We start from the raw sequence: 20,394 nt of genomic DNA, 5'->3' as shown, positions 1-20,394 counted from the left end.
CTTGGCCGGCTCCGCCACTACCGGCGTCATCTTCAGCGAACGGCTGAGGAAGCCCCAGCGGTCCGCCACTTCTTCGATCTGCTTGGTCGTCGGTTTGCCGGCGCCATGGCCAGCCTTGCTGTCGATGCGGATCAGCACGGGTGCCGCGCCGCCTTGCGCTGCCTGGGCGGCGGCGGCGAACTTGAAGCTGTGGGCTGGCACGACGCGGTCGTCGTGGTCGGCCGTCGTGATCATGGTGGCTGGATAGCAGCCGCCCGCTTTCAGATTGTGCAGCGGCGAGTATTTCACCAGCGCCTTGAACTGCTCGGCGTCGTCCGACGAACCGTAGTCAGGCACCCAGCCCCAGCCCACGGTGAACTTGTGGAAGCGCAGCATGTCGAGCACGCCCACTTGCGGGATGGCTGCAGCGAACAGATCGGGACGCTGCGTCATGGCCGCACCGACCAGCAGGCCGCCATTGCTGCCGCCGCCGATCGCCAGCTTCGATGGCGAGGTGACCTTGTTGTCCACCAGCCATTGCGCCGCGCCAATAAAGTCGTCGAAGACGTTTTGCTTGTTCAGTTTGGTGCCAGCCTGGTGCCAGGCTTCGCCGTATTCTCCGCCGCCGCGCAGGTTGGCCATCACGTAGACGCCGCCCATTTCCACCCAGGCAAGATTCGCCACGGAGAAGCTCGGCGTGAGCGAAATATTGAAACCGCCATAGCCGTACAGATAGGTCGGATTCGTACCGTCCAGCTTCATGCCTTTTTTCGAGACGATGAACATCGGCACCTTGGTGCCGTCGCGGCTGGTGAAGAATTGCTGGCGCGTTTCAAAGGCGTTCGGGTCGAAATCGACTTTCGGCTGGCGGTACACCGTGCTCTTGCCCGATTTCATGTCGTAGCGGTAGATGGTCGCTGGCGTCGTGAAGCTGGTAAACGAGTAGAACGTTTCCGTGTCGCCACGCTTGCCCGCAAAACCGCCGGCCGAACCGATGCCAGGCAAGGCCACTTCGCGCACCAGCTTGCCTTTCAGGTCGACGATCTTGATTTGCGTTTGCGCATCTTTCAGGTAGTCGAGCACCAGCTGGTTGTTGATCAGGTTGACGGCGACGAGGGTTTCCGCGCTTTGCGGCACGATTTCTTTCCAATCGGCAGGCGCAGGTTTGCGCGTATCGATGGCGATCACGCGCGATTTTGGCGCCTTGTTGTCCGTCTTGAAGAAGAACACGGGACCGTCATTGTCGATGAACGAGTACGACGCGTCGAATTCTTCCAGCAAGCCGACGACCTTGGCGTTCTTCTGGCGCAAGTCCTTGTAGAAGACGCGGTTCTTGCGTTCCGTGCCCTGCGTGGCCGTGATGATCAAATAATTGCCGTCGTCGCTGACGGTGCTGCCGCCAAACGCCCATTCCTTCTGGTCGGGACGGTCGAAGACCAGTACGTCGTCGCTTTGCGGCGTGCCGATCTTGTGGAAATACAATTTCTGGAAGTAATTGATATCGGCCAGCTTGGTGGCTTCATTCGGCGCGTCATAGCGGCTGTAGAAGAAACCGGTGTTGTCCTTGGTCCACGAAGCGCCGGAGAACTTAGCCCACTGGATGTGATCCGTCAAATCCTTGCCCGATTCGATGTCGCGTACTTTCCACTCGTTCCAGTCGGAACCGGAGGCCGACGTGGCATACGCCAGGTACTTGCCGTTCGGGCTGATCGAGGTGCCGGCCAGCGCCACCGTGCCATCCGTCGACAGGGTGTTCGGGTCCAGCAGCAGACGCGGCTCGTCCGTCAGTTTTTTCACCGTGTACAGCACGGCCTGGTTCTGCAAACCGTCGTTGCGGCTGTAGAAGTAGCGGCCGCCCTGCTTCGTTGGCGTAGAGAAACGCTCATAGTTCCACAGCTTGGTCAGGCGCTGCTTGATCGCGGCGCGCTCGGGGATGGTGCCCAGATACGACTGCGTCAGCTTGTTTTGCGCCGTGACCCACTCGCCCGTTTCCGCGCTGTTGGCATCTTCCAGCCAGCGGTACGGATCGGCGATGGTGGTGCCGAAATAGCTGTCTTGCTGGTCGACTTTTTTGCTGACCGGATACGTCACGGCAGCGCCGTCGCCAGCCGGGCACGATGGCATCGCGGCGCTTTGCGCCAGGGCATTGCCGCCGAAAGCGGTCATCAAGCTGAATATGAGGGTTGCACTACGTAATTGCATGGGTTGTCGTCTCATTGTTGGATGTCGGGGAAAGCATGCCGCTCAAGCAAACTCTGCGGCTGCCTATGTTGACTTTCGCCAAGAGAAATCATAGCGCGGATTGCCACTTTTAATGCACAGTTATCCGGTGGATTTGCCGTCTTTTGTTTGGCAAATTTACGTGGATCACCATGATAAATCTCGCTTTCGACGGAATCGGCAAACTGACGTTCATGCAAGAAACATTGTCAAAAGCAAAGTCGTTTCATCAAGCCGTCATAAATCTTCTTTACTATCGGCAACATGTTCATGGCCCGTCCAGAGGCCGTGCCGCCACGTCCGCCTATGCACACTCTCGCCCTCCCCACCGCCGCGCCGCCCGGCGCGATGCCATCGAATGTGGCTTACCTGACGCCGCCATCGATATCCATGAGCATCGAAGGGACGGATGCCTTGCACGAGATCCTCGCGGGCCGCAAGCTCAGTGCGCTGTTCCAGCCCATCATCCACATGCACAGCGGCGACATCATCGGCTACGAAGGCTTGATACGGGGGCCGTCCGACAGCCCCCTGCACGCGCCGATGAATCTGTTCAAGGTGGCGCGCGCGCATGACCTGACCCTGGAAGTGGAGCACCTGTGCCGGCAAGTGGTGCTCGAACGTTTTGCCGAACTGCAACTACCCGGCAAATTGTTCCTCAACGTCAGCCCCGAATGCCTGCTGCTGCGCAATGCCCGCCATGGCGAAACCCTGGAATACATCGAGCATATCGGCATCAATCCGGACCGCGTCATTATCGAGCTGACGGAAAACCAGCCCACGTATGACTACGAGCTGATGCGCGAAGCGGTGCTGCACTACCGCAACATGGGTTTCCAGATCGCCATCGACGACCTCGGCGAAGGCTTTTCCAGCCTGCGCCTGTGGTCGGAACTGCGCCCGGAATACGTGAAAATCGACATGCATTTCATCCAGGGCATCAATAATGACCCCGTGAAACTGCAATTCGTGCGCTCGATCCAGGAAATCGCGGAAAAATCGGGCACCCTGGTGATCGCCGAAGGCATCGAGGCGCAGACGGAATTGCTGGTCTTGCGCGACCTGGGCGTGGCCTTCGGGCAAGGCTATCACCTGGGCCGGCCCAACGCGGTGCCGGCACGCGCGCTGCCGGCCGAAGTGGTGCAGGCGCTGGGGCGCAACGGCGTGGCCGTATATCCGCAGCGCAGCAGCCTGGAAAAGAACGGCGCCAGCATCCGCAAGCTGCTGCACCGGGTGGCGGCCGTGTCGCCCGAGAAAAACAATAACGAGGTGTACGATATTTTCCTGAAAGACCCGAAGCTGATGATCATCCCCGTCGTCGACGACGGCGTGCCGCTGGGACTGATCAGCCGCTTCGAAATGATCGACCACTTCGCCCGCCCCTACCAGCGCGAACTGTATGGCAAGAAATCCTGCAGCCTGTTCATGGATGCCACACCCCTGATCGCCGACCACGAGACGAGCTTGCAGGAACTCAGCTACACCATGGTGCAGTCGGACGCCCACCACCTGTTCAACGGTTTCATCATCACCGAGCACGGCCGTTACCTGGGCATGGGCACGGGACACGACCTGATGCGCGAAATCACGCAGATGCAGATCAATGCGGCCCGCTACGCCAACCCGCTGACGCAACTGCCCGGCAACGTGCCCATCAACGAACATATCGACCGCTTATTGCACAGCGGCAGCCGCTTCTGGGTCTGCTATTGCGACCTCGACCACTTCAAGCCCTTCAACGATGTGTACGGCTACCGCAAGGGCGACGACGTGATCCAGCTGACGGGAGAAATCCTCAGCGGCCATTGCGACCCGAACCGCGACTTCATCGGCCACATCGGCGGCGACGATTTCATGATCCTGTTCCAGAGCGAAGACTGGGAAACGCGCTGCCAGGCCATGCTGGACGACTTCGCGGCCGCCATCCTCGCCTATTACAGCTCGGGCGACTGCGAACGGGGCGGCTACATCAGCGAAGACCGGCAAGGCAAGAAAGTGTTTTATTCGTTGATCAGCCTGTCGCTGGGCGTCATCAAGGTTGAGGCGCACCAGTACTACACGCACCATCAGATCGCCACGCAGGCGGCCGAAGCGAAGAAACAGGCCAAGAAAATCCACGGCAACAGCCTGTTTCTGGACCGCCGGCAAAGTGCGGGCGTGGCGCGCATGGATGCGTAGCCAGGGGCAATAGCAAGAAGCTCAATGGAATCAGATGCGCACGAGGTCGCCAAACGCATTGCTGCCGCGCGCATCGGGCACGAATGCCAGGCTGATGTGCGCGCCATCGCGGCGCGCCTGCAGGCGGTAGTTGCCTGCGGGGACGTCCACGAACAGGCCGCCATAGGCCGTGTCCGGTTCCAGGCCGCCGCCCGTGACGTCTTCCCCGGCGCCGATGAAGACGCGGCCCGAGGTGACGGCCAGATGCACGACTACCTGCGGCTCGGCAAGTTCAGCATGCAAGGCAATGTCATACGCGCCGTCGCCGCCTACGTTGAAAAACGCCACTTGCCCCGCATTCACGGCAGCCAGTTCCGCGCTGGGGAGGCTCCACCAGTCGCAGTCATCATCCAGCCTGTGGCGCAGGAGCGCCGGGTCGAACACGCACACGGTGGCCGTGCCGGTGACAATGCTCGTCATGCCACCAGCGGCGCCGGTCCCAGCAGAGGCTGGCTCGCCACATATTGCGCACTGGCTTGCGCCTGCCATGGAAAATGGCCATCGCGCGACGGCCAGACGATCTGGTACAAGATAAAATCATCGCCCTGGTAATACCAGCGCGCATAGCCGACATAGTTGCGGTATTGCTCGACGGGCACGCGCACGAAGGCGCACTGATGGCCTTCCAGCAAGACGTCCGTGGTGGCCGTGAAATCCGTGATGGCGCCGCTGCGCACGGCGTCCAGCGCCACATCGAGTATCTGGTGGGCCATGGCCCGTGGCAAGCCCATGATCAGGAATTCAGGCTGGCCGAAGCTGTGGCAAGCGCCTATGCTAAAAGCATAGCCGGGACCTTCTTCATCCGCGCTGATATGCACGCCATGCCAGCCATGCGTGGCGATGTCGTCGATGACTTTTTGCTCGGATGCATCCTCGCCTGCCTGCCTTACCATGTTCCACCTTTCACTATGCCGAAAACCGCGCCGCTTGCGCGACATGCCTGCCGGCAATTATCGCATGCAGCACGCGTCCACGTGCACAGCCGACGCTTCAGTCGCGCGGCGTCCGCGGCGGAAAGCGCACCTGGTGCCATTGCCGCATGCGCTGCTGCGCCTCTTGCAGCTGCGCCGGCTCCAGCCTGGCGGCAGCCGCTTCCCGCGCCTTCGCCGCCCCGCTATCGCCGCCCTCGGCCGCTAGCGCCAGCCACATGTAGCCACAAACGGGATCTTTCTCCACGCCGCGCCCGCTGTTGTACATGCCGCCCAGGTTGTATTGCGCCAGCGCATGCCCCTGGCCGGCCGCGCGCGCATACCAATGCACGGCCAGGCCATCGTCTTGCGGCACGCCATGGCCGTTCGCGTACATGACGCCCAGGTTGTTTTGCGCACTGGCATCGCCCTGCTCGGCGGCCGTGCGGTACCAGCGCACGGCGCACACCTCGTCGCGTTCGACGCCCTGGCCATTGGCATACATCACGCCCAGGTTGAACTGCGCATTCGAGGCGCCCTGGGCCGCCGCCCTGGCGTACCAATCCAGCGCCTGGCGCAGGTCGCGGACGACGCCGCGCCCGCCCGCAAACATGCCGCCCAGATTGTATTGCGCCATGCAATGGCCTTGCAGGGCGGCACGCCGGTACCAGACGACGGCGCGTGCCTCGTCCTTGTCCACGCCCTGGCCCCGTGCCAGCATCAGGCCCAGGTTGAACTGGGCGTCGGCGTCATCCTGCTCGGCCGCCCGCTGCAGCCAGGCGTAGGCGCGCAGCTGGTCGGGCGCCACGCCCAGGCCTTCCGCATACGCGACGCCGAGTTGCCGCTGCGCCACGGCCAGGCCCTGGGCCGCGGCCTGGCGGAACCAGGCCAGCGCCTGCGCATCGCTTTGCACCACGCCCTGGCCCCGCTTGTAGACGAGACCCAGGTTCAGCTGCGCCTGCGCATCGCCCTGCAAGGCGGCCTTGCGGAACCAGGCCAGGGCCAGCGCATCGTTCTTTTTCGCGCCCAGACCCTGCGCATACGCTTCACCCAGCAGAGATTGCGCGCTGGCCACGCCCTGTTCCGAGGCGCGGTAAAACCACGCCAAGGCCAGCTCGTCGCTTTGCAGCACGCCGCGTCCCTTGCGGTACATCTGCCCCAGGTTTTGCTGGGCCGAGGCATCGCCCTGAGCGGCCGCGCGGCGAAACCACAGCACGGCGTCCTCGTCGCTCTGGGCCACGCCGCGGCCGTGGTAATACAGGGCGCCCAAGTGGTTCTGCGCAAAAGCCAGCCCTTGCAGTGCGGCCAGGCGCAGCCAGACAAAAGCGCGCGCATCGTCCTGCGCCACGCCTTCGCCCTTTTTGTACATTAATCCCAGGTTGAACTGGGCGTAGGCATTGCCCTGCTCGGCAGCCGTGCGGAACCAGATATACGCTTCGTGGCTATCTCTGGCAGTATGGTGCTTGTCCATGTGCGCCCCCATCCACATTGCGCTTGCCGGCAGCACGCGCAAAACGGCGGCCCTGGGCGGCGAAATCGTGTGTTGCTTAAATTTTAAATTCGATGCGGGGAAAGGACTTGAGCAGGCTCAAACGAAATAACAAAATCATATCGTTTTGATGAGCCCGCTCAGAGAGGAAACAGCGGTCAGCGGCGCGACGGATGCTTTTGCAGGAATTGCGGCACCTTGGCGGCGGCCAGCTTGTTCAGCGACACCAGCAAGTCGGCGTCGACATCGGCGATGCCATAGCTGCTGCGCAAATGGCGGCCGATATGGATCAGCACTTGCGCCGCCACTTCCGCATCGGACTCGGCCCTGTGGGCGGCGCTCTTGAAGGCGATGCCCAGCTGGCTCGACAGCAAACCCAGCTTGTAGCTGGCCATGCCGGGAAACACGCGGCGCGACAGTTTCAAGGAACACACGAGCGACTGGTGCGCCGGTGTCAGGTTCAGCCTGGCGCTTTCCGCGCGCAGGAATTTTTCATCGAAGCTGGCATTGTGCGCCGACAAGGCATCGCTGCCGATAAAATCGAGCAACTGCGGCACCACCTCGGCCACGGGCGGCGCCTTGTCCACCATGGCCTGCGTGATGCCCGTCAAGCCCGTGATGAACGAGGGAATGCGCGCATTGCAGTTGATCAGGGTCACATAGCGGTCCGTGATCCGCCCGCCCTCGATGCGCAGCGCCGCCACTTCCGTGATGCGGTCGCCCATGTCGGGCGACAATCCGGTCGTCTCGAAGTCGATCATGACGATCGGTTTGTCAAACACATTCATGAAGTCAGACTCTTTCTGCGATGCTGCGGTGGGCCAGCTTAGCCGAACTTGCGCACGGCGTCCAGCGCGAGACCTGCGCCAATGCTGCCGAACAAGTCGCCCTCGACCTTGCGCGCGGCCGGCACCAGGGCGGCGATCTTTTCGCGCAGCAAGCGCACGCCGCTCGAGCCGCCCGTGAAGAACACGGTATCGACGGCGTCCGGCGCCACGCCCGCATCGCGCAGCAGGCGCAACACGGTTTCTTCCACGGAACCGCACAGGTGGCCGATGGCTTCGTCGAATTGCGTCCGTTTGAGCAACAGGCTTTGCGCGGGCGACAGGCGGTCCAGCTCCAGCTGCACTTCGGCCGCGTCGGACAGGGCGATCTTGCCCTCTTCCACTTTCATGGCCAGCCAGTGGCCGGCGCGCTCGTCGATCAGCTTTTGCAAGCGTCCCATCTTGTCTTGCTCACGCGCATCACGGCACACGTCGGCCAGCTGCACCCAGATCTTCTTCGTGTACGCCAGGTTGATCGTGTGCCAGGTGGCCAGGTTGAAATAATAGCTGGACGGCACTTCGCTATTGTTATGCAGGCGGCTGCCATAGCCGAGCAAAGGCATGACGGAAGACAGGCTCAGGTATTTATCGAAATCCGTGCCACCGATGTGCACGCCGCCGGTGGCGAGGATGTCCTCACGCCGTTCGGTCTTTTTTGCCCGCTCGGGCGACAAACGCACCAGCGAAAAGTCGGAGGTACCGCCGCCGATGTCGGCGATCAGCACCAGTTCTTCCTTGTCGATTTGCGACTCGTAGTCGAAGGCGGCGGCAATCGGCTCGAACTGGAAGGCGACGTCCTTGAAGCCGACGGAGCGGGCCACTTCGGCCAGGGTGTCTTGCGCCAGCTGGTCGGCTTGCGCATTGTCATCGATAAAGAAGACGGGACGGCCGAACACGGCGGACGAGAATTCGCGGCCGGCGGACTGCTCGGCGCGGCGTTTTACTTCACCAATGAATTGGGCCAGCAACATGCGGAAGGGCAAGGCGCGGCCGCCCACTTCCGTCTGGCCATCGATGAGACTCGTGCCCAGCAAGCTTTTCAGCGAGCGCATCAAGCGGCCCTCGTAACCGGCCAGATAGCCGGCCAGCGCCGCACGGCCAAAACTGACTTCCTCGTCTTCCGCATTGAAGAAGACGACGGACGGTAAGGTCGTCTTGCCATCTTCCAGGCCGAGCATGGTGCTCTGCCCGGGACGTGCCCAGCCTACCGTGGAATTTGACGTGCCGAAATCGACGCCGCAAGCATTGGCCATGTCGACCCTTCCCTGAATAAAGGGGCGTTATGTTATCAGAAGGCAGGCCATTGCACCAGCAAAACCCGTTCAGCCCTGTCAACAGCATAAGCTTGCTTTGCATCAAGTAGTTGCCGCGCGCAAAAGCTACTCTTGGAAGTGATGCCGAGCAACTCGGCCAGCTCCCGGAGACCCATCGTGCCCCTCGCCCGCCCACGCCACCTGCCCGCTACTTTGCTGGCGGCCTTCCTCGTTTCCCTGGCCGGCTGCGGCGGTGGTTCGGCCGATAGCCAGGCAGGCGCCGGCTGTGCACTGCACAGCACGGCAGGCTGCGGCGGCAGCCCGCCGCCGGTCGTCAATCCGCCCGTCACCCCGCCACTCACCCCGCCCGTGATTCCGCCCGTCACGCCGCCCGAGCCGGCCACCTTGGCCAGCGCCGTCAACCTGGTGTTTTCCAGCACGGAACTGGCTTCGGCGGGCCAGCCCGGCGGCGAAGTGGCCGTCACGGCCCTCGTCAAGGATGGCGCCAACCTGGCCTTACCCAATGCAAAGATTTCCTTTGCCGCCGATTCCGGCATCCTCGGCAGCGTCGACGCCGTGACGGACAAGAACGGCCAGGCGCGCGCCCTGCTGGGTACGGGCGGCGCCAACAGCAACCGCAGCATCACCGTCACGGCCAATGTCGGCACGCGCAGCGGCAAGGGTACGGTGGCCGTCACGGGCAGCAGCGTGGAATTGCTGGGGCCGGCCGCCTTGATGCTGGGCCAGGGCGCCGACCTCATCGTCACCGTGCGCGACTCCGCGCGCAAGCCCGTGGCTGGCGCCGCCATCACCTACAGCACGGGCGCCGGCAATGGCGTGCGCGTCAAGGATGGCGGCGCGGCGCTCAGCAATGCGCAAGGCCAGCTGGTGCTGCGCCTGACGGCAGGCAGCCTGGGCAAGGATGCCGTGTCCGTCAGCGCGCTGGGCGCCGCCGCCACGCAAGCGTATGCCGTGGCCGGCAGCGATTTGCGCCTGAGCCCGACCGTGGGCCAGGACGCCAGCGGCGCGGACGTGCTGCCGGAAGTGGCCACCCTGGCGTGCCAGCCCATCGATGCGCGCTATGAGAGGGCGGGCGTGGCGCAAACGGGCAGCGCCAGCCTGTCGACCTCGCGCGGCAGCCTGTTTGCGGACAGCGATTGCAGCCAGGCCTTGCCCGCCAGCTTGATTTTCAGCAATGGCAACTTGCCGCGCAGCTATGTGCAATCGGCCAACGCGGGCGTGACCACCATCACGGCCGCCGTAGCGGGTGGCCCCACGGCGCAGACGCGGCTGGAATTCGTCGCCCCGCTAAGCGCTGCCAGCAGGCTGGCCGTGCAAGCGGATCCGGCCGTGCTGCGCGCCAATACGGCCACTGCGGCGGCACTGGCCGACAACGCCAGTATCAGCACAATCAGCGCCGTGGTGCGCGATGGCGCGGCCAACAACCTGGTCAAGAACGCGCCCGTGCTGTTCAGCATCTTGAACGACCCCAGCGGCGGCTACCTGCGGCAGGCGGGCCGGGTGCTGACGGGCAGCGACGGCCTGGCGCGCGCCGTGTACGTGGCGGGGCCGGCCGATAGCGGCCGCGACGGCGTGCTGATCCAGGCCCGCATCGAGGGCGCGCCGCAAGCGGCGGCCACGGCCCTCGTGCGCCTGACGGTGGCGCGGCAAGCGCTGTCGATCAAGCTGGGCACGGGCAGCCTGCTGCGCGAGCATTCGGCCAGCGTGCTGCAGAAGGACTTTGCCGTGTTCGTCTCCGACAGCGCAGGCAATGCCGTGCCTGGCGTTGCCATCACGGCGGCAGCGTGGCCCAGCCGCTACGCCAAGGGATCTTATGTGTGGCAGGCGGACAAGCCCGAGTTCCCCGACACGGGTGTCTGGCGCCTGGCCCTGCCCCGTTACAGCTGCGCCAATGAAGACGTCTTGCGCAACGGCATCTTTGACGCCGCCTACGACCGCAACGGCAATGGCGTGCTCGACCCGGGCATCCCCCTGACCGTCAGCGCCAGCGGTCTGAGCGACGCGCTGGGCATGGCCACCGTCACCGTCAGCTATCCGCGCAACTATGCTTCCTGGGTGGAAGTCACCCTGACGGTGCGCGGCAGCGTCAGCGGCACGGAAGCGAGCGCTACGGCGGAGTTGCCATTGCCTACCCTGGCCAGCGATTTCAGCGCGCGCCGCGTGGACCCGCCGGGACGCCTCAGCCCCTATGGCAGCGGCCCCTGTGACAGCCCCGATTAATGGGGGCGCTCGACACTTGCCATTCAGTCATATTTTTTGCAACATAATCAAGAAGGCAGTCTTGCCATGCGGCAATCTTTTGCGCTATGCTCATTCTGCCCGCCCAGGCCGCCACAAGCGGCCGGGCCTGCAGGAATACTTTGAGACAGGTTGCTTGCCAGACCAATATGCGAAAAAAGAATACTGTAGCCCGGACACCCAGCACCACCAGCCGCGCCATACCCGGCGCGGGACGGCGCGTGACCTCGTATGACGTGGCTCTGCTGGCCGGCGTGTCGCAATCGGCCGTGTCGCGCTGCTTCAAGCCGGGCGCCAGCATCTCGCAAGCCACCCATGCCAAGGTCATGCAGGCGGCCATCAGCCTCGACTACATCCCCAACGCGGCCGCGCGCAGCCTGATCACACGGCGCTCGAACCTGGTGGCCGTCATCATTTCCAACCTGGCCAATCTGTACTATCCGCAAGTGCTGTCCGACCTGAGCCAGCAAATCGCCCGCCAGGGCAAGCGCCTGTTACTGTTTACCCTCGAGCGCGAAGCCGATATCGGCAAGGTCTTGTGCGATGTGTGGCAATACCAGGTCGATGGCGCCGTCGTGGCCGCCTGCCTGTCGGACGAGCAGATGGCCGAATTCGGCCGGCGCGACGTGCCGCTGGTGCTGTTCAACCGCAGTCCGCGCGAGCACGCCGTGCACGCCGTGCTGTGCGACCAGGCCGAAGCGGCGCGCCTGCTCGTCTCGCGCCTGGCCGAGGCGGGCCACCGCCAGTTCGCCATCATCGACGGCCCCGGCGACTCGGCCGTCGCGCAGGAACGCAAGGCCGGCATGCTGGACCGTTTGCTGAGCCTGGGCTTGCCCGCCCCCATCGTCGTCAGCGGCAACTACGATTACGCCAGCGGCGGACGGGGCTTGCGCAAGGTCATCGACCGCCTGGGCCGCGTGCCGGACGCCGTCATTTGCGGCAACGACATCATGGCCATCGGCTGCCTGGACACGGCGCGCCACCAGATGGGCATCCAGGTGCCGCTGCAAATGTCGGTGGCCGGTTTTGACGCGCTGGATGCGTCGGGCTGGCTCAGCTACGACATCACCACCCTGCGCCAGCCCGTGCAAAAGATGGCCACCGACGCCGTCGCCATGCTGGGCGAACTGATGGAGCGGCGCGGCGGCAGCGCCGAGCGGCGCCGCTATTGCTCGTATCTGGTGGAAGGCAGTACGGCCAGGCTGACTGTCGAGCAGCCATATTTCGGCATGATGGCCGCCGCCTGAAAAACGCCCGTGGCGTTGTTGCCTGCCCTTCGCCGTACTATTCGTACTGTCTTCGGGGCCGCGCCTAGCCACAGGCGTTTTTCAGACGCTCGCACTTCTCTGCCAAAAACCTTGCACATAAAAAAACCTCGCATTGCTGCGAGGTTTTTCATTTCAAGGCCAGGGAATCAACCGAAGATCTTGCCCTTGAGCATATTCAAACCCTGGCTGACGAGGTCATTGCCTTCCGGTACCTGACCATCGGGCGTCAGCTTGTCGATCAGCTGGGGCAGCAAGGCTGCCAGGCCGCCCGAGGCGGCGTCCGGCGCGACGCCCGCTTTTTCAGCGATCTGGGTGATCGTGTCGCTACCGAGCGCATCCTTGATCTGGTCGCCGGAGACGGGCGCATTGGCGCCGGTGCCGATCCAGCTGGCCACCTGGTCGCCCAGGCCGCTTTCCTGGAATTTCTGCAGCAGACCGGGCAAGCCGCCATGCTGGTTGACCAGGTCCATGACACTGGCCATCAATCCCGATGGGGCTTCCCCGTCAGCACTTTTATTACCCAAAGCGCTCATCGCTTGTCCTGCAAGTTGGTCTAGCAAACTCATCATATTCTCCTGAACGCTATCGATTCGTGCCGCGTGACTGCGGCGTCCGGCATGGCGCAGACCTTTCTCCGCCATGGAAATCATTATACTATGAATAATAAAATGCCATAATTACAATCTCGAAGCGAACGCACGGATGGCCTCGCTGCCGAGGCATCCACCTCCATCATATTTAGTTCGGCACAACTTGCAAGCGTAAATTGACACTTTGCAAAAACGTGTAGAATTAATTTCCCCACTTACTGAGGAGTATCAACACATGAACATCAATAAAGCGGTAGACAAGGCTTACGAAAAAAAGACGTTCAAGGAAATCGCTGATGCCCCCGTCGATGCGCTGCAAGGCGTGAGCGAGAAGGATGCGGAGCTGCTCAAGCAAGCCTTCAATATCAAGACCGTGCGCGACCTGGCGAACCTGAAATACTCGAAGTGGGCGCGCGCCATCGTCACCCTGGCCGATACGGAAGAATAAACCGGGCCATGCCTTCGGCATTCCCGTCAGCACAGCCCGCCCGAGACGGCGGGCTTTTTCATGTCGGCCCACTATCGGCTCGCAAGCCGATAGCTGCGCGGAGGCCCCATTGCTCACGCCGCTGACCCTGCCCGGCATCTGCTGGCCCCTGCAAGCGAGCACGGGCGACCTTGCCGTCACCACGTCCCACATCACGGGCCACTTTCGCGCCGGTGCGGGGCTGGACGCCATCGTCCTGTGCGATCTGCTGCCTGCTGGAAAATTTCGCAACGGCGCGGCGCGCCACTGGTGCCGCACGCACCAGTGCTACTGGGGCACGCAAGCCGACCTGGCCGACCGGCAAGCAACGCAGCCCATGCGTTGCCGCCAGCACGCCAGTCCCATGGGCTATGTGCTGTACCCGGAACTGTTCGACCCCATGCAATTTCACGCCATCACCTTGCGCCTGGGCCCGGATGGCGTGCTGCAACTGCGCGCCCAGGCCAATGAAGGCGGCGCCCTGCTGGCGCGCGACGTGGCCGCGCTGGCCATCGACTGCCGCGCCCTGCCCGGCCTGTTTCCTCCCGACATAGTGCAACTGAATATCACGCCGCCCGCCGCGCAGGCGTTCGCCGCCGCGCTGCTGGCAGGCACGCCGCTGGACTGCAGCGATTGCGCCCGCTGCGGCCACCCGCACCTGGACCTGGGCAGCTTCGCGCTGGCGCCGCACCGGCGCCACAGTTGCGGCCATTGCGGCCACGACGCCTCGCACAGCGCCACGGCCATCGTCTCGACGCCGCTGTGGCGGCTGCGCCAACGCTACGCGCAATGGTTCTGAAGGTGCGTCCGCCCACAGTCGGCTTGGTCGCTTGTGCGTAGACTGGGGCCATCACCACCACGAGGATAGCCCCATGCCGCAAGCGCGAGACCAGGATGACGATGACCAGCCAGGCGACGAAGGTGACTTGTCCGACCTGCTCAGCGAATTGCGCATCCTTTTGCCGGGCGCGCAGATGCTGACGGCCTTCCTCATCATCCTGCCCTTCAACGGCGGCTTCGCGAAGATCGTGCAGGCGGAAAAAGTCGTCTTCCTGCTGACGTTTTTCCTGTCCATGACCAGCCTGGTGCTGCTCAGCGCGCCAGCCATCCAGCACCGCGTGATGCGGCCCCTGCAAGACCGCGAACGTTTTAAAAGAGTGGCCGACCGCATCATGATGTGCGGCGCTTTTACCCTGGCGCTGGCGTTTGTCCTGGGCACCAACCTCGTGATGTCGGAAGTGTTTGGCCACATCGCCGGCATCATCGCCGGCGTGTTGATGGGGTCGCTCATCATTTGCATGTGGTGGTGGCTGCCCCTGCATTTAAAGCGCAGCAAGAAAATGTGATCCGGCCGCTTATTTTTGCAGGATGGTGATCTTGCCATCGGCCTCCAGAAAGGCGCATTTCATGTCCTGCAAGGAACAGTCCGCCTCGCGCAGCGCCTGCTCTACATCGCCGCCGGCCACCCTGCATTTCTTGACGACATCGTCAAAAATCTGGCCATCGCGGCCCAGCAGCACGGGCTTGCCATCGACCAGGTCGGCGAACTTGCGGCTGCGTGAACTCAGCCAGGCGATCAGCATGTTGAGACAGATCAAGGTCAAGGCCAGCACCAGGCCGCCGGGAATCGAATCGTCGCCGCCCGACAGCGAATTCGAGACGGCTTCGCTCAGCAGCATGACCACCAGCAAGTCGAACGGCGTGAATTGTCCCACTGTCCGCTTGCCCGTCATGCGCACCATCAGCAGCAAGGCAAGATAAATGATGACGGCGCGCGCCACCAATTCCCACACCGATACATCCATGGCAAACATGGCAATCCTCCTGACGAATGATTGCCTTATTTATACGTCTTTTTACGCCGCCATGGCCACACCGCTGGCTTGCTCCAGCAGTGTCTCGCGGAAAATCCCCACCAGCGGACGCAAGTTGACCTTGTGCCAGGCCAGCCACAAGGGTGTGCGATAGCTGAACCACGGCAGTTCCCTCACGACGACGCCGGCCGGCGCGTGCTGGCGCAGGCTGTGCTGGATCATGGCCATGCCCAGTCCGGCCGCCACCAGGCCCAGCGCCGTCAGCGGTTCCGTTGCTTCCAGCCGGATATCGGGCGTAAAACCGGCGCGCGCGCAGGCGGCGATGAAGTTATCGTGTTTCAGCACGCTTTCCTTGTGCAGCACGGCAATCCACTCCTCGCCTGCCAGATCCTCTGGGGTCAGCTCGGCCTTGGCCGCCAGCGGGTGCGTCTCCGGCAAGGCCAGCAGCATGGGGTCGCTCAGCACTTGCGCGCAATCGAGGTCCGGGTCGTTCGGCAGCGGCGGTTCGCACAGCAGTGCGATATCGAGGCTGCGCTGGCGCAAGCCTTCGATCTGCTCGGCCGAATGCAGGTTATACAGGGCGATGTGCACCTGCGGGCGCGTGGCGCGCAAGGCGCGCAAGCCGTCCGGCAACACCCCCGCATGCATGGCGTTTTCGATATAGCCGATGCACAAGCCACCTTCGTCGCCGCGCCCCAGGCGTTTCGCCAATGCTTCCAGACGATTTCCGTGTGTGATAAAAGCGCGCGCTTCGGCGAGAAACGTATGGCCGTCGCGCGTCAGGCGGATGCGCTGCGCGCTGCGCTCGAACAGGGTCAGGCCCAGCCTGTCTTCAAGCTGGGCGATTTGCCGGCTCAGCGGTGATTGGGAAATGTGCAGGCGCTCGGCGGCGCGCCCCACGTGTTCTTCCTCGGCGACGGCGATGAAGTATTGCAATTGGCGGATGTCCAGCATATCAGACCTTTCAGGACTCAAGTTGCGCCAATTATGTCTTGGACAGGCTTAACTTGTCCAGCTATTCTGTCTTCACTGATCCACACATTGAAGGAAAACATCATGAGTATCAAACACTTACTGACAGGTAAACTGGGTTTCGGCACGGCGCCGCTGGGCAATATGTTCCGCAACATTCCCGAAGAGGAAGCAATGGCAACGGTAGACGCGGCCTGGGAATCGGGCATCCGCTACTTCGATACGGCTCCGTTCTACGGCGCCGGCCTGGCCGAGCTGCGCTTGGGCGCCGCCCTGAAGCAGCGCCGCCGCGACGATTACGTACTCAGCACCAAAGTCGGCCGCCTCATCCTCGATGAACTGGAAGACCCGGCCGCCCGCGAACTGGGCGAAAAAGGCGGTTTGTTCGAATTTGGCCGCAAAAACAAGATCGTCGATGACTATACGGCCGACGCCACCCTGCGCTCGATCGAAGACAGCCTCAAGCGCCTGGATACGGACTACCTCGACATCGTCTGGGTACACGACATCGCCCAGGATTTCCATGGCGACAACTGGCTGGCGCAGTTCGAGATCGCCCGCACTGGCGCCTTCCGCGTGCTGACCCGCTTGCGCGAAGAAGGCGTGATCAAGGCCTGGGGCGTGGGAGTGAACAAGGTGGAACCGCTGGAACTGACCCTGGACCTGGCCGAAGCCCAGCCGGACGCCTTCCTGCTGGCCGGCCGTTACACCCTGCTAGACCATGAACGGGCGCTGCAGCGATTGATGCCAGCCGCGGCAAAACAGAACGTCGACATCGTCGTCGGCGGCCCCTACAGCTCGGGCATCCTGGCCGGTGGCGCGCACTTTGAATACCAGAAAGCGTCGCCCGAAATCATCGCTAAGGTGGAACGCATCAAGGCGATTGCCGCCCGCCATGGCGTCAGCGTCAAGGCGGCCGCCCTGCAATTCTCGCTGGCCAATCCGGCCGCGGCTGCCGTGATCCCCGGCGCCAGCCGTCCGGAACGCCTGGCCGAAGACCAGCAAGCACTGAACAGCGTCATCCCCGCCGCCTTCTGGCAAGACATGCGCGCCGAGCAACTGGTGTCGGCATTCGCGCCGCTGCCAACTGGCACCAACTAATATATAAAGGAATACCATCATGGCACATACCACGACATCCATCGACATCGCCGCCACACCGGCGCAAGTGTGGCAATTGATCGGCGGCTTCAATTCGCTGCCCGACTGGCTGCCCTATATTCCCAGCAGCACATTAAGCGACGGGGGCCGCATCCGCCACCTGGCCAACCCGGCCGGCGACGTCATCGTCGAGCAGCTGGAAGCGTATGACAATGCGGCGCGCAGTTACAGCTATTCCATCCTGCAGGCGCCGTTTCCTGCCAGCGACTACCTGTCGACCCTGCAAGTCGAGCCGCTGGCGGATAGCGCTGGCGCGCGTGTCACCTGGTCCGGCCGCTTTACGCCTGTCGGGGTCAGCGAACAGGAAGTGACGGACCTGTTCCACGGCATTTATGTGGCGGGACTGGAAGCGTTGCAGCAATCATTAGCGAAGTAAGGCGCTGCGAAGACCATTTCCGCCACAGCCAGCTTTTCTTCGTCTGCCCTGTGGCGGAATCGCGCAGATTCCGTGTTATCGTTAACAACAAGTGCAAGCGCGGTTGTGTGCAGTGCAGCAGATTTTAGCCATCGCCCAGCAGAGCTTGCTCGAATCTTTTACAATGTTGTCCTTGGGCAGTTCCTATCGCCCGAAAATACCGGCCAGCCGTCGACTCTGGTGGCGCATTGCCACTTCCGGCCGGGCCACAACGCACCACTCCACCCTGTCATTCTTTACCCAACCAACAAGAACATGCACGCCTCCGTAGATCCCCTGATTCCGCGCGTCACCGCGCCTTTTGGCGCCGGCTATGCCGACCTGGCCCTGGCCATCGGCGGCCTCGCCATCGGCACGGGCGAATTCGCCTCCATGAGCATCCTGCCCGTGGTGGCCGACGACCTGGGCACGACCTTGCCGCAGATGAGCCACATGATCAGCGCCTATGCGCTGGGCGTGGTCGTCGGCGCGCCCCTGATCACGATCTTCCTGGCGCGCATGCCGCGCCGGCTGATGCTGATCTGTCTGATGCTGATGTTCGCTGGCGGCAACTTGCTCAGCGCTATCGCCCCTAATTATGGCTTGCTGGTCGTGGCGCGTTTCGTGGCTGGCATCCCGCATGGCGCCTATTTCGGCGTGGCGGCGCTGGTGGCGGCCGCGCTGGCCGAACCGGACAAGCGGGGCCAGGCTGTCGCCCGTGTCCTGATGGGCTTGACCGTGGCCAATATCTTCGGCGTGCCGCTGGCCACGTATATCGGCCAGACCCTCGGCTGGCGCTCGGCCTTTTTGCTGGTCGCCGCGCTGGGCTTGCTGACCATGCTGATGGTGCGTATCTTCGTGCCGATGGTCGCTGCCGGCGATTCCAGCCCGCGCCGCGAACTGGGCGTGTTCCGCCGCCTGCAAGTGTGGCTGACCCTGCTGATGGTGGCGATCGGCTTCGGCGGCATGTTCGCCGTCTACACCTTCATCACGCCAACCTTGCTGGAAATCACGAAAGTGTCGCCCCTGGTCATTTCCATCTTGCTGGCCATTATTGGCGTCGGCATGACGGTGGGTAATCTGATCGGCGGCTGGCTGGCCGACCGCTCGCGCCTGTGGACGATCTTTGGCGTGCTGCTGTGGAACGTGGCCGCCCTGGCCGCGTTTACTTATACGAGCAGCAACGTCTGGCTGACGGCGATCAACCTGTTCGCCATCGGCGCCGGCATCGCCGTTGCTCCCGCCGTACAGACGCGCTTGATGGACGTGGCCGGCGACGCGCAAACCGTGGCCGCCGCCCTCAACCATTCCGCCTTCAACATCGCCAACGCGCTGGGCGCCTGGGCCGGCGGCATCGCCATCGCCATGGGCATGGGCTTGCGTTCGACGGGCTGGGTCGGCGCCATGCTGGCCTGCGGCGGCATCGTCGTGCTCGGCATTTCCGTGCTGGTGGAAAACCGCAGCCGCAATGTGAGCGGCGCGCAGCCGGCTTGATGGAATAAGCAGGCGGCCGCTGGCGCGTCAGCGCCCTGCGGCCTTAAGCGTCCACCCACGCAAACAGCGCCTTGTCCGGCGTGGCAGAGCGATGCCAGTTCGATTTCAATTCCATCAACAATCCGGCCAGATCGCATGGCTGGACATTCAGGTCCGCCCATGGCGCCGTTCTGGACCATGCCACGGCAAGCGCCAGCAAGTCGTCATCCGCCATCCGGCCTATTGCTTGCGCAATCGCATCATTGAATACGTGAATGTCGCGCCCCTCGATCCGCAGGGGCCGCAGCACCGGTTCTGCCGACTGGGTCAGCAATTGACCCAGCGATGCAAAATCGAGTTCCCCTGGCAAGGTGATGCCGGTGACGGGAAACGCATCGAAGGCCTCTTCCCAGCTGGCACAGGCGCGCATCCCGGCGTCGGAACAGACAAAAATATCGATTTTCTTCATGTAATCAAGTCATGCGTCAGGCATGTATCAGTACGGCTGAATATTGATGAGCTCAAGCTTCGTTCAGCAAGGCACGCCCTGCCGGTCCGACCTCTCGCGGTCATACCGCCGTTCAAAGGCGCCGACATCGCCCGCTTCTGCCCACAAGCTTGCGATGTAGTCGAATTCCAGTTCGAACGGCTGCTGAAAATCGGGCACGTCGAGCGCGTATTCGCAATTGCGGCTCAGCATGACCAGCCAGTCGGGATAGCCCAGCGCCGGGTACAAGCGGGTCAAGATGGCGTCGAGCGACTGCACGCTTTCGCTGCCTGCCAGATAGGCGGCGCGCAGTTCGACGATGTATTTGCCAGCGAGGAATTGTTCCTCCAGGCGCGTGTCGCCGCGGTAGCGTCCGATGATGGCCTCGGTCAAGGGTAGCACCTCGTCAACGCCCCGGGCGCTGGCCAGCAGCACGATATTCAGGTCGTCGCCCTCCTGATCCAGGCGCAAGCGCTCCACGGCCCAGTCCACGCAGCGGTCCGCCCGGCCATCGCCATGGCGCAGCCGGAAGCATTCCAGCTCAAGTTCCGTCAATTGTTCCATTATTTATTCTTCGCAAGCGCGTCGTTACCATAAACGGTGTCCGGCATCCGGAAGGA

The 20,394-nt window shown here is 63.0% G+C and carries 21 protein-coding genes; 9 read left to right on the top strand and 12 right to left on the bottom strand.

Going from position 1 to position 20,394, the window contains the following annotated elements:
- A partial coding sequence (locus tag HWE17_RS25300) for a prolyl oligopeptidase family protein (protein ID WP_176390690.1) occupies window positions 1–2,181 on the bottom strand: 2,181 nt, incomplete at its 3' end.
- Between the two features lie 11 nt (window positions 2,182–2,192).
- Window positions 2,193–2,399: a hypothetical protein gene (locus HWE17_RS25295; protein WP_176390689.1), complete on the bottom strand. Its 207-nt coding sequence runs from the start codon at window positions 2,397–2,399 to the stop codon at window positions 2,193–2,195.
- A 190-nt stretch (window positions 2,400–2,589) separates the two neighbouring features.
- On the opposite strand from HWE17_RS25295, the gene HWE17_RS25290 reads away from it, so the two are divergent.
- The gene (locus tag HWE17_RS25290; protein ID WP_099403568.1) at window positions 2,590–4,377 is read left to right on the top strand and encodes a GGDEF domain-containing protein; all 1,788 of its coding nucleotides are present in this window, start codon (window positions 2,590–2,592) and stop codon (window positions 4,375–4,377) included.
- Between the two features lie 30 nt (window positions 4,378–4,407).
- On the opposite strand, the gene HWE17_RS25285 is transcribed toward HWE17_RS25290, so the two are convergent.
- From HWE17_RS25285 to HWE17_RS25265, 5 genes are all read right to left on the bottom strand, one after another.
- Window positions 4,408–4,836 (bottom strand): DUF6386 family protein, encoded by a 429-nt coding sequence (locus tag HWE17_RS25285; protein ID WP_099403513.1) that lies wholly within the window; start codon window positions 4,834–4,836, stop codon window positions 4,408–4,410.
- Complete coding sequence (locus tag HWE17_RS25280; RefSeq protein WP_099403512.1) at window positions 4,833–5,309, bottom strand: DUF4262 domain-containing protein; 477 nt, start codon at window positions 5,307–5,309, stop codon at window positions 4,833–4,835. Before HWE17_RS25280 ends, HWE17_RS25285 begins: the two co-directional genes overlap by 4 nt.
- A 97-nt stretch (window positions 5,310–5,406) precedes the next feature.
- Window positions 5,407–6,795 carry a tetratricopeptide repeat protein gene (locus tag HWE17_RS25275; protein ID WP_099403567.1) on the bottom strand — a complete coding sequence of 463 codons (1,389 nt, stop codon included), beginning with the start codon at window positions 6,793–6,795 and terminating at the stop codon, window positions 5,407–5,409.
- 176 nt (window positions 6,796–6,971) lie between these two features.
- Entirely contained in the window at window positions 6,972–7,601 is a 630-nt protein-coding gene (locus tag HWE17_RS25270; protein WP_170846245.1) for a PolC-type DNA polymerase III, read from the bottom strand.
- Between the two features lie 38 nt (window positions 7,602–7,639).
- On the bottom strand, window positions 7,640–8,890 hold the full coding sequence (locus HWE17_RS25265; protein WP_035818497.1) for an Hsp70 family protein: 1,251 nt from the start codon (window positions 8,888–8,890) through the stop codon (window positions 7,640–7,642).
- A gap of 177 nt (window positions 8,891–9,067) precedes the next feature.
- Here HWE17_RS25265 and HWE17_RS25260 point away from each other — a divergent pair, with 177 nt between their 5' ends.
- Both HWE17_RS25260 and HWE17_RS25255 read left to right on the top strand, forming a co-directional pair.
- Window positions 9,068–11,131: an Ig-like domain-containing protein gene (locus HWE17_RS25260; RefSeq protein WP_176390688.1), complete on the top strand. Its 2,064-nt coding sequence runs from the start codon at window positions 9,068–9,070 to the stop codon at window positions 11,129–11,131.
- Window positions 11,132–11,298: 167 nt separating this feature from the next.
- Entirely contained in the window at window positions 11,299–12,396 is a 1,098-nt protein-coding gene (locus tag HWE17_RS25255) for a LacI family DNA-binding transcriptional regulator (protein ID WP_176390687.1), read from the top strand.
- 167 nt (window positions 12,397–12,563) lie between these two features.
- On the opposite strand, the gene HWE17_RS25250 is transcribed toward HWE17_RS25255, so the two are convergent.
- Entirely contained in the window at window positions 12,564–12,983 is a 420-nt protein-coding gene (locus HWE17_RS25250) for a YidB family protein (protein WP_035818493.1), read from the bottom strand.
- Window positions 12,984–13,242: 259 nt separating this feature from the next.
- Between HWE17_RS25250 and HWE17_RS25245 the strand changes: the two genes are divergently transcribed.
- From HWE17_RS25245 to HWE17_RS25235, 3 genes are all read left to right on the top strand, one after another.
- The gene (locus HWE17_RS25245) at window positions 13,243–13,455 is read left to right on the top strand and encodes a hypothetical protein (protein ID WP_034751103.1); all 213 of its coding nucleotides are present in this window, start codon (window positions 13,243–13,245) and stop codon (window positions 13,453–13,455) included.
- A gap of 109 nt (window positions 13,456–13,564) precedes the next feature.
- Window positions 13,565–14,272, top strand: coding sequence for a hypothetical protein (locus HWE17_RS25240; protein WP_176390685.1), 708 nt, complete (start codon window positions 13,565–13,567; stop codon window positions 14,270–14,272).
- A 73-nt stretch (window positions 14,273–14,345) separates the two neighbouring features.
- Window positions 14,346–14,819: a DUF6328 family protein gene (locus tag HWE17_RS25235; RefSeq protein ID WP_176390684.1), complete on the top strand. Its 474-nt coding sequence runs from the start codon at window positions 14,346–14,348 to the stop codon at window positions 14,817–14,819.
- Window positions 14,820–14,828: 9 nt separating this feature from the next.
- On the opposite strand, the gene HWE17_RS25230 is transcribed toward HWE17_RS25235, so the two are convergent.
- Both HWE17_RS25230 and HWE17_RS25225 read right to left on the bottom strand, forming a co-directional pair.
- Complete coding sequence (locus HWE17_RS25230; protein ID WP_099403507.1) at window positions 14,829–15,287, bottom strand: DUF421 domain-containing protein; 459 nt, start codon at window positions 15,285–15,287, stop codon at window positions 14,829–14,831.
- 42 nt (window positions 15,288–15,329) lie between these two features.
- Complete coding sequence (locus HWE17_RS25225; RefSeq protein WP_035818483.1) at window positions 15,330–16,241, bottom strand: LysR family transcriptional regulator; 912 nt, start codon at window positions 16,239–16,241, stop codon at window positions 15,330–15,332.
- A gap of 102 nt (window positions 16,242–16,343) precedes the next feature.
- Between HWE17_RS25225 and HWE17_RS25220 the strand changes: the two genes are divergently transcribed.
- The 3 genes from HWE17_RS25220 (at window position 16,344) to HWE17_RS25210 (ending at window position 19,308) form a co-directional block, all read left to right on the top strand.
- Entirely contained in the window at window positions 16,344–17,360 is a 1,017-nt protein-coding gene (locus HWE17_RS25220; protein ID WP_176390683.1) for an aldo/keto reductase, read from the top strand.
- Between the two features lie 19 nt (window positions 17,361–17,379).
- Window positions 17,380–17,796, top strand: a complete 417-nt coding sequence (locus HWE17_RS25215) for an SRPBCC family protein (RefSeq protein WP_176390682.1) — start codon at window positions 17,380–17,382, stop codon at window positions 17,794–17,796.
- A gap of 294 nt (window positions 17,797–18,090) precedes the next feature.
- A complete protein-coding gene (locus tag HWE17_RS25210) occupies window positions 18,091–19,308 on the top strand; it encodes an MFS transporter (RefSeq protein WP_176390681.1) in 1,218 nt (405 codons plus the stop codon).
- Window positions 19,309–19,351: 43 nt separating this feature from the next.
- Here HWE17_RS25210 and HWE17_RS25205 read toward each other — a convergent pair whose 3' ends face one another.
- Entirely contained in the window at window positions 19,352–19,756 is a 405-nt protein-coding gene (locus HWE17_RS25205; protein ID WP_099403503.1) for a hypothetical protein, read from the bottom strand.
- A 63-nt stretch (window positions 19,757–19,819) separates the two neighbouring features.
- Window positions 19,820–20,338 carry a hypothetical protein gene (locus tag HWE17_RS25200; RefSeq protein ID WP_176390680.1) on the bottom strand — a complete coding sequence of 173 codons (519 nt, stop codon included), beginning with the start codon at window positions 20,336–20,338 and terminating at the stop codon, window positions 19,820–19,822.
- Window positions 20,339–20,394: the final 56 nt, after the last annotated feature.

Source organism: Janthinobacterium sp. BJB401 (genome assembly GCF_013372745.1).
Lineage (GTDB): Bacteria > Pseudomonadota > Gammaproteobacteria > Burkholderiales > Burkholderiaceae_D > Janthinobacterium > Janthinobacterium rivuli.
The sequence above is the reverse complement of the archived record's forward strand: the minus strand, read 5'-3'. Positions and strand labels throughout refer to the sequence as shown.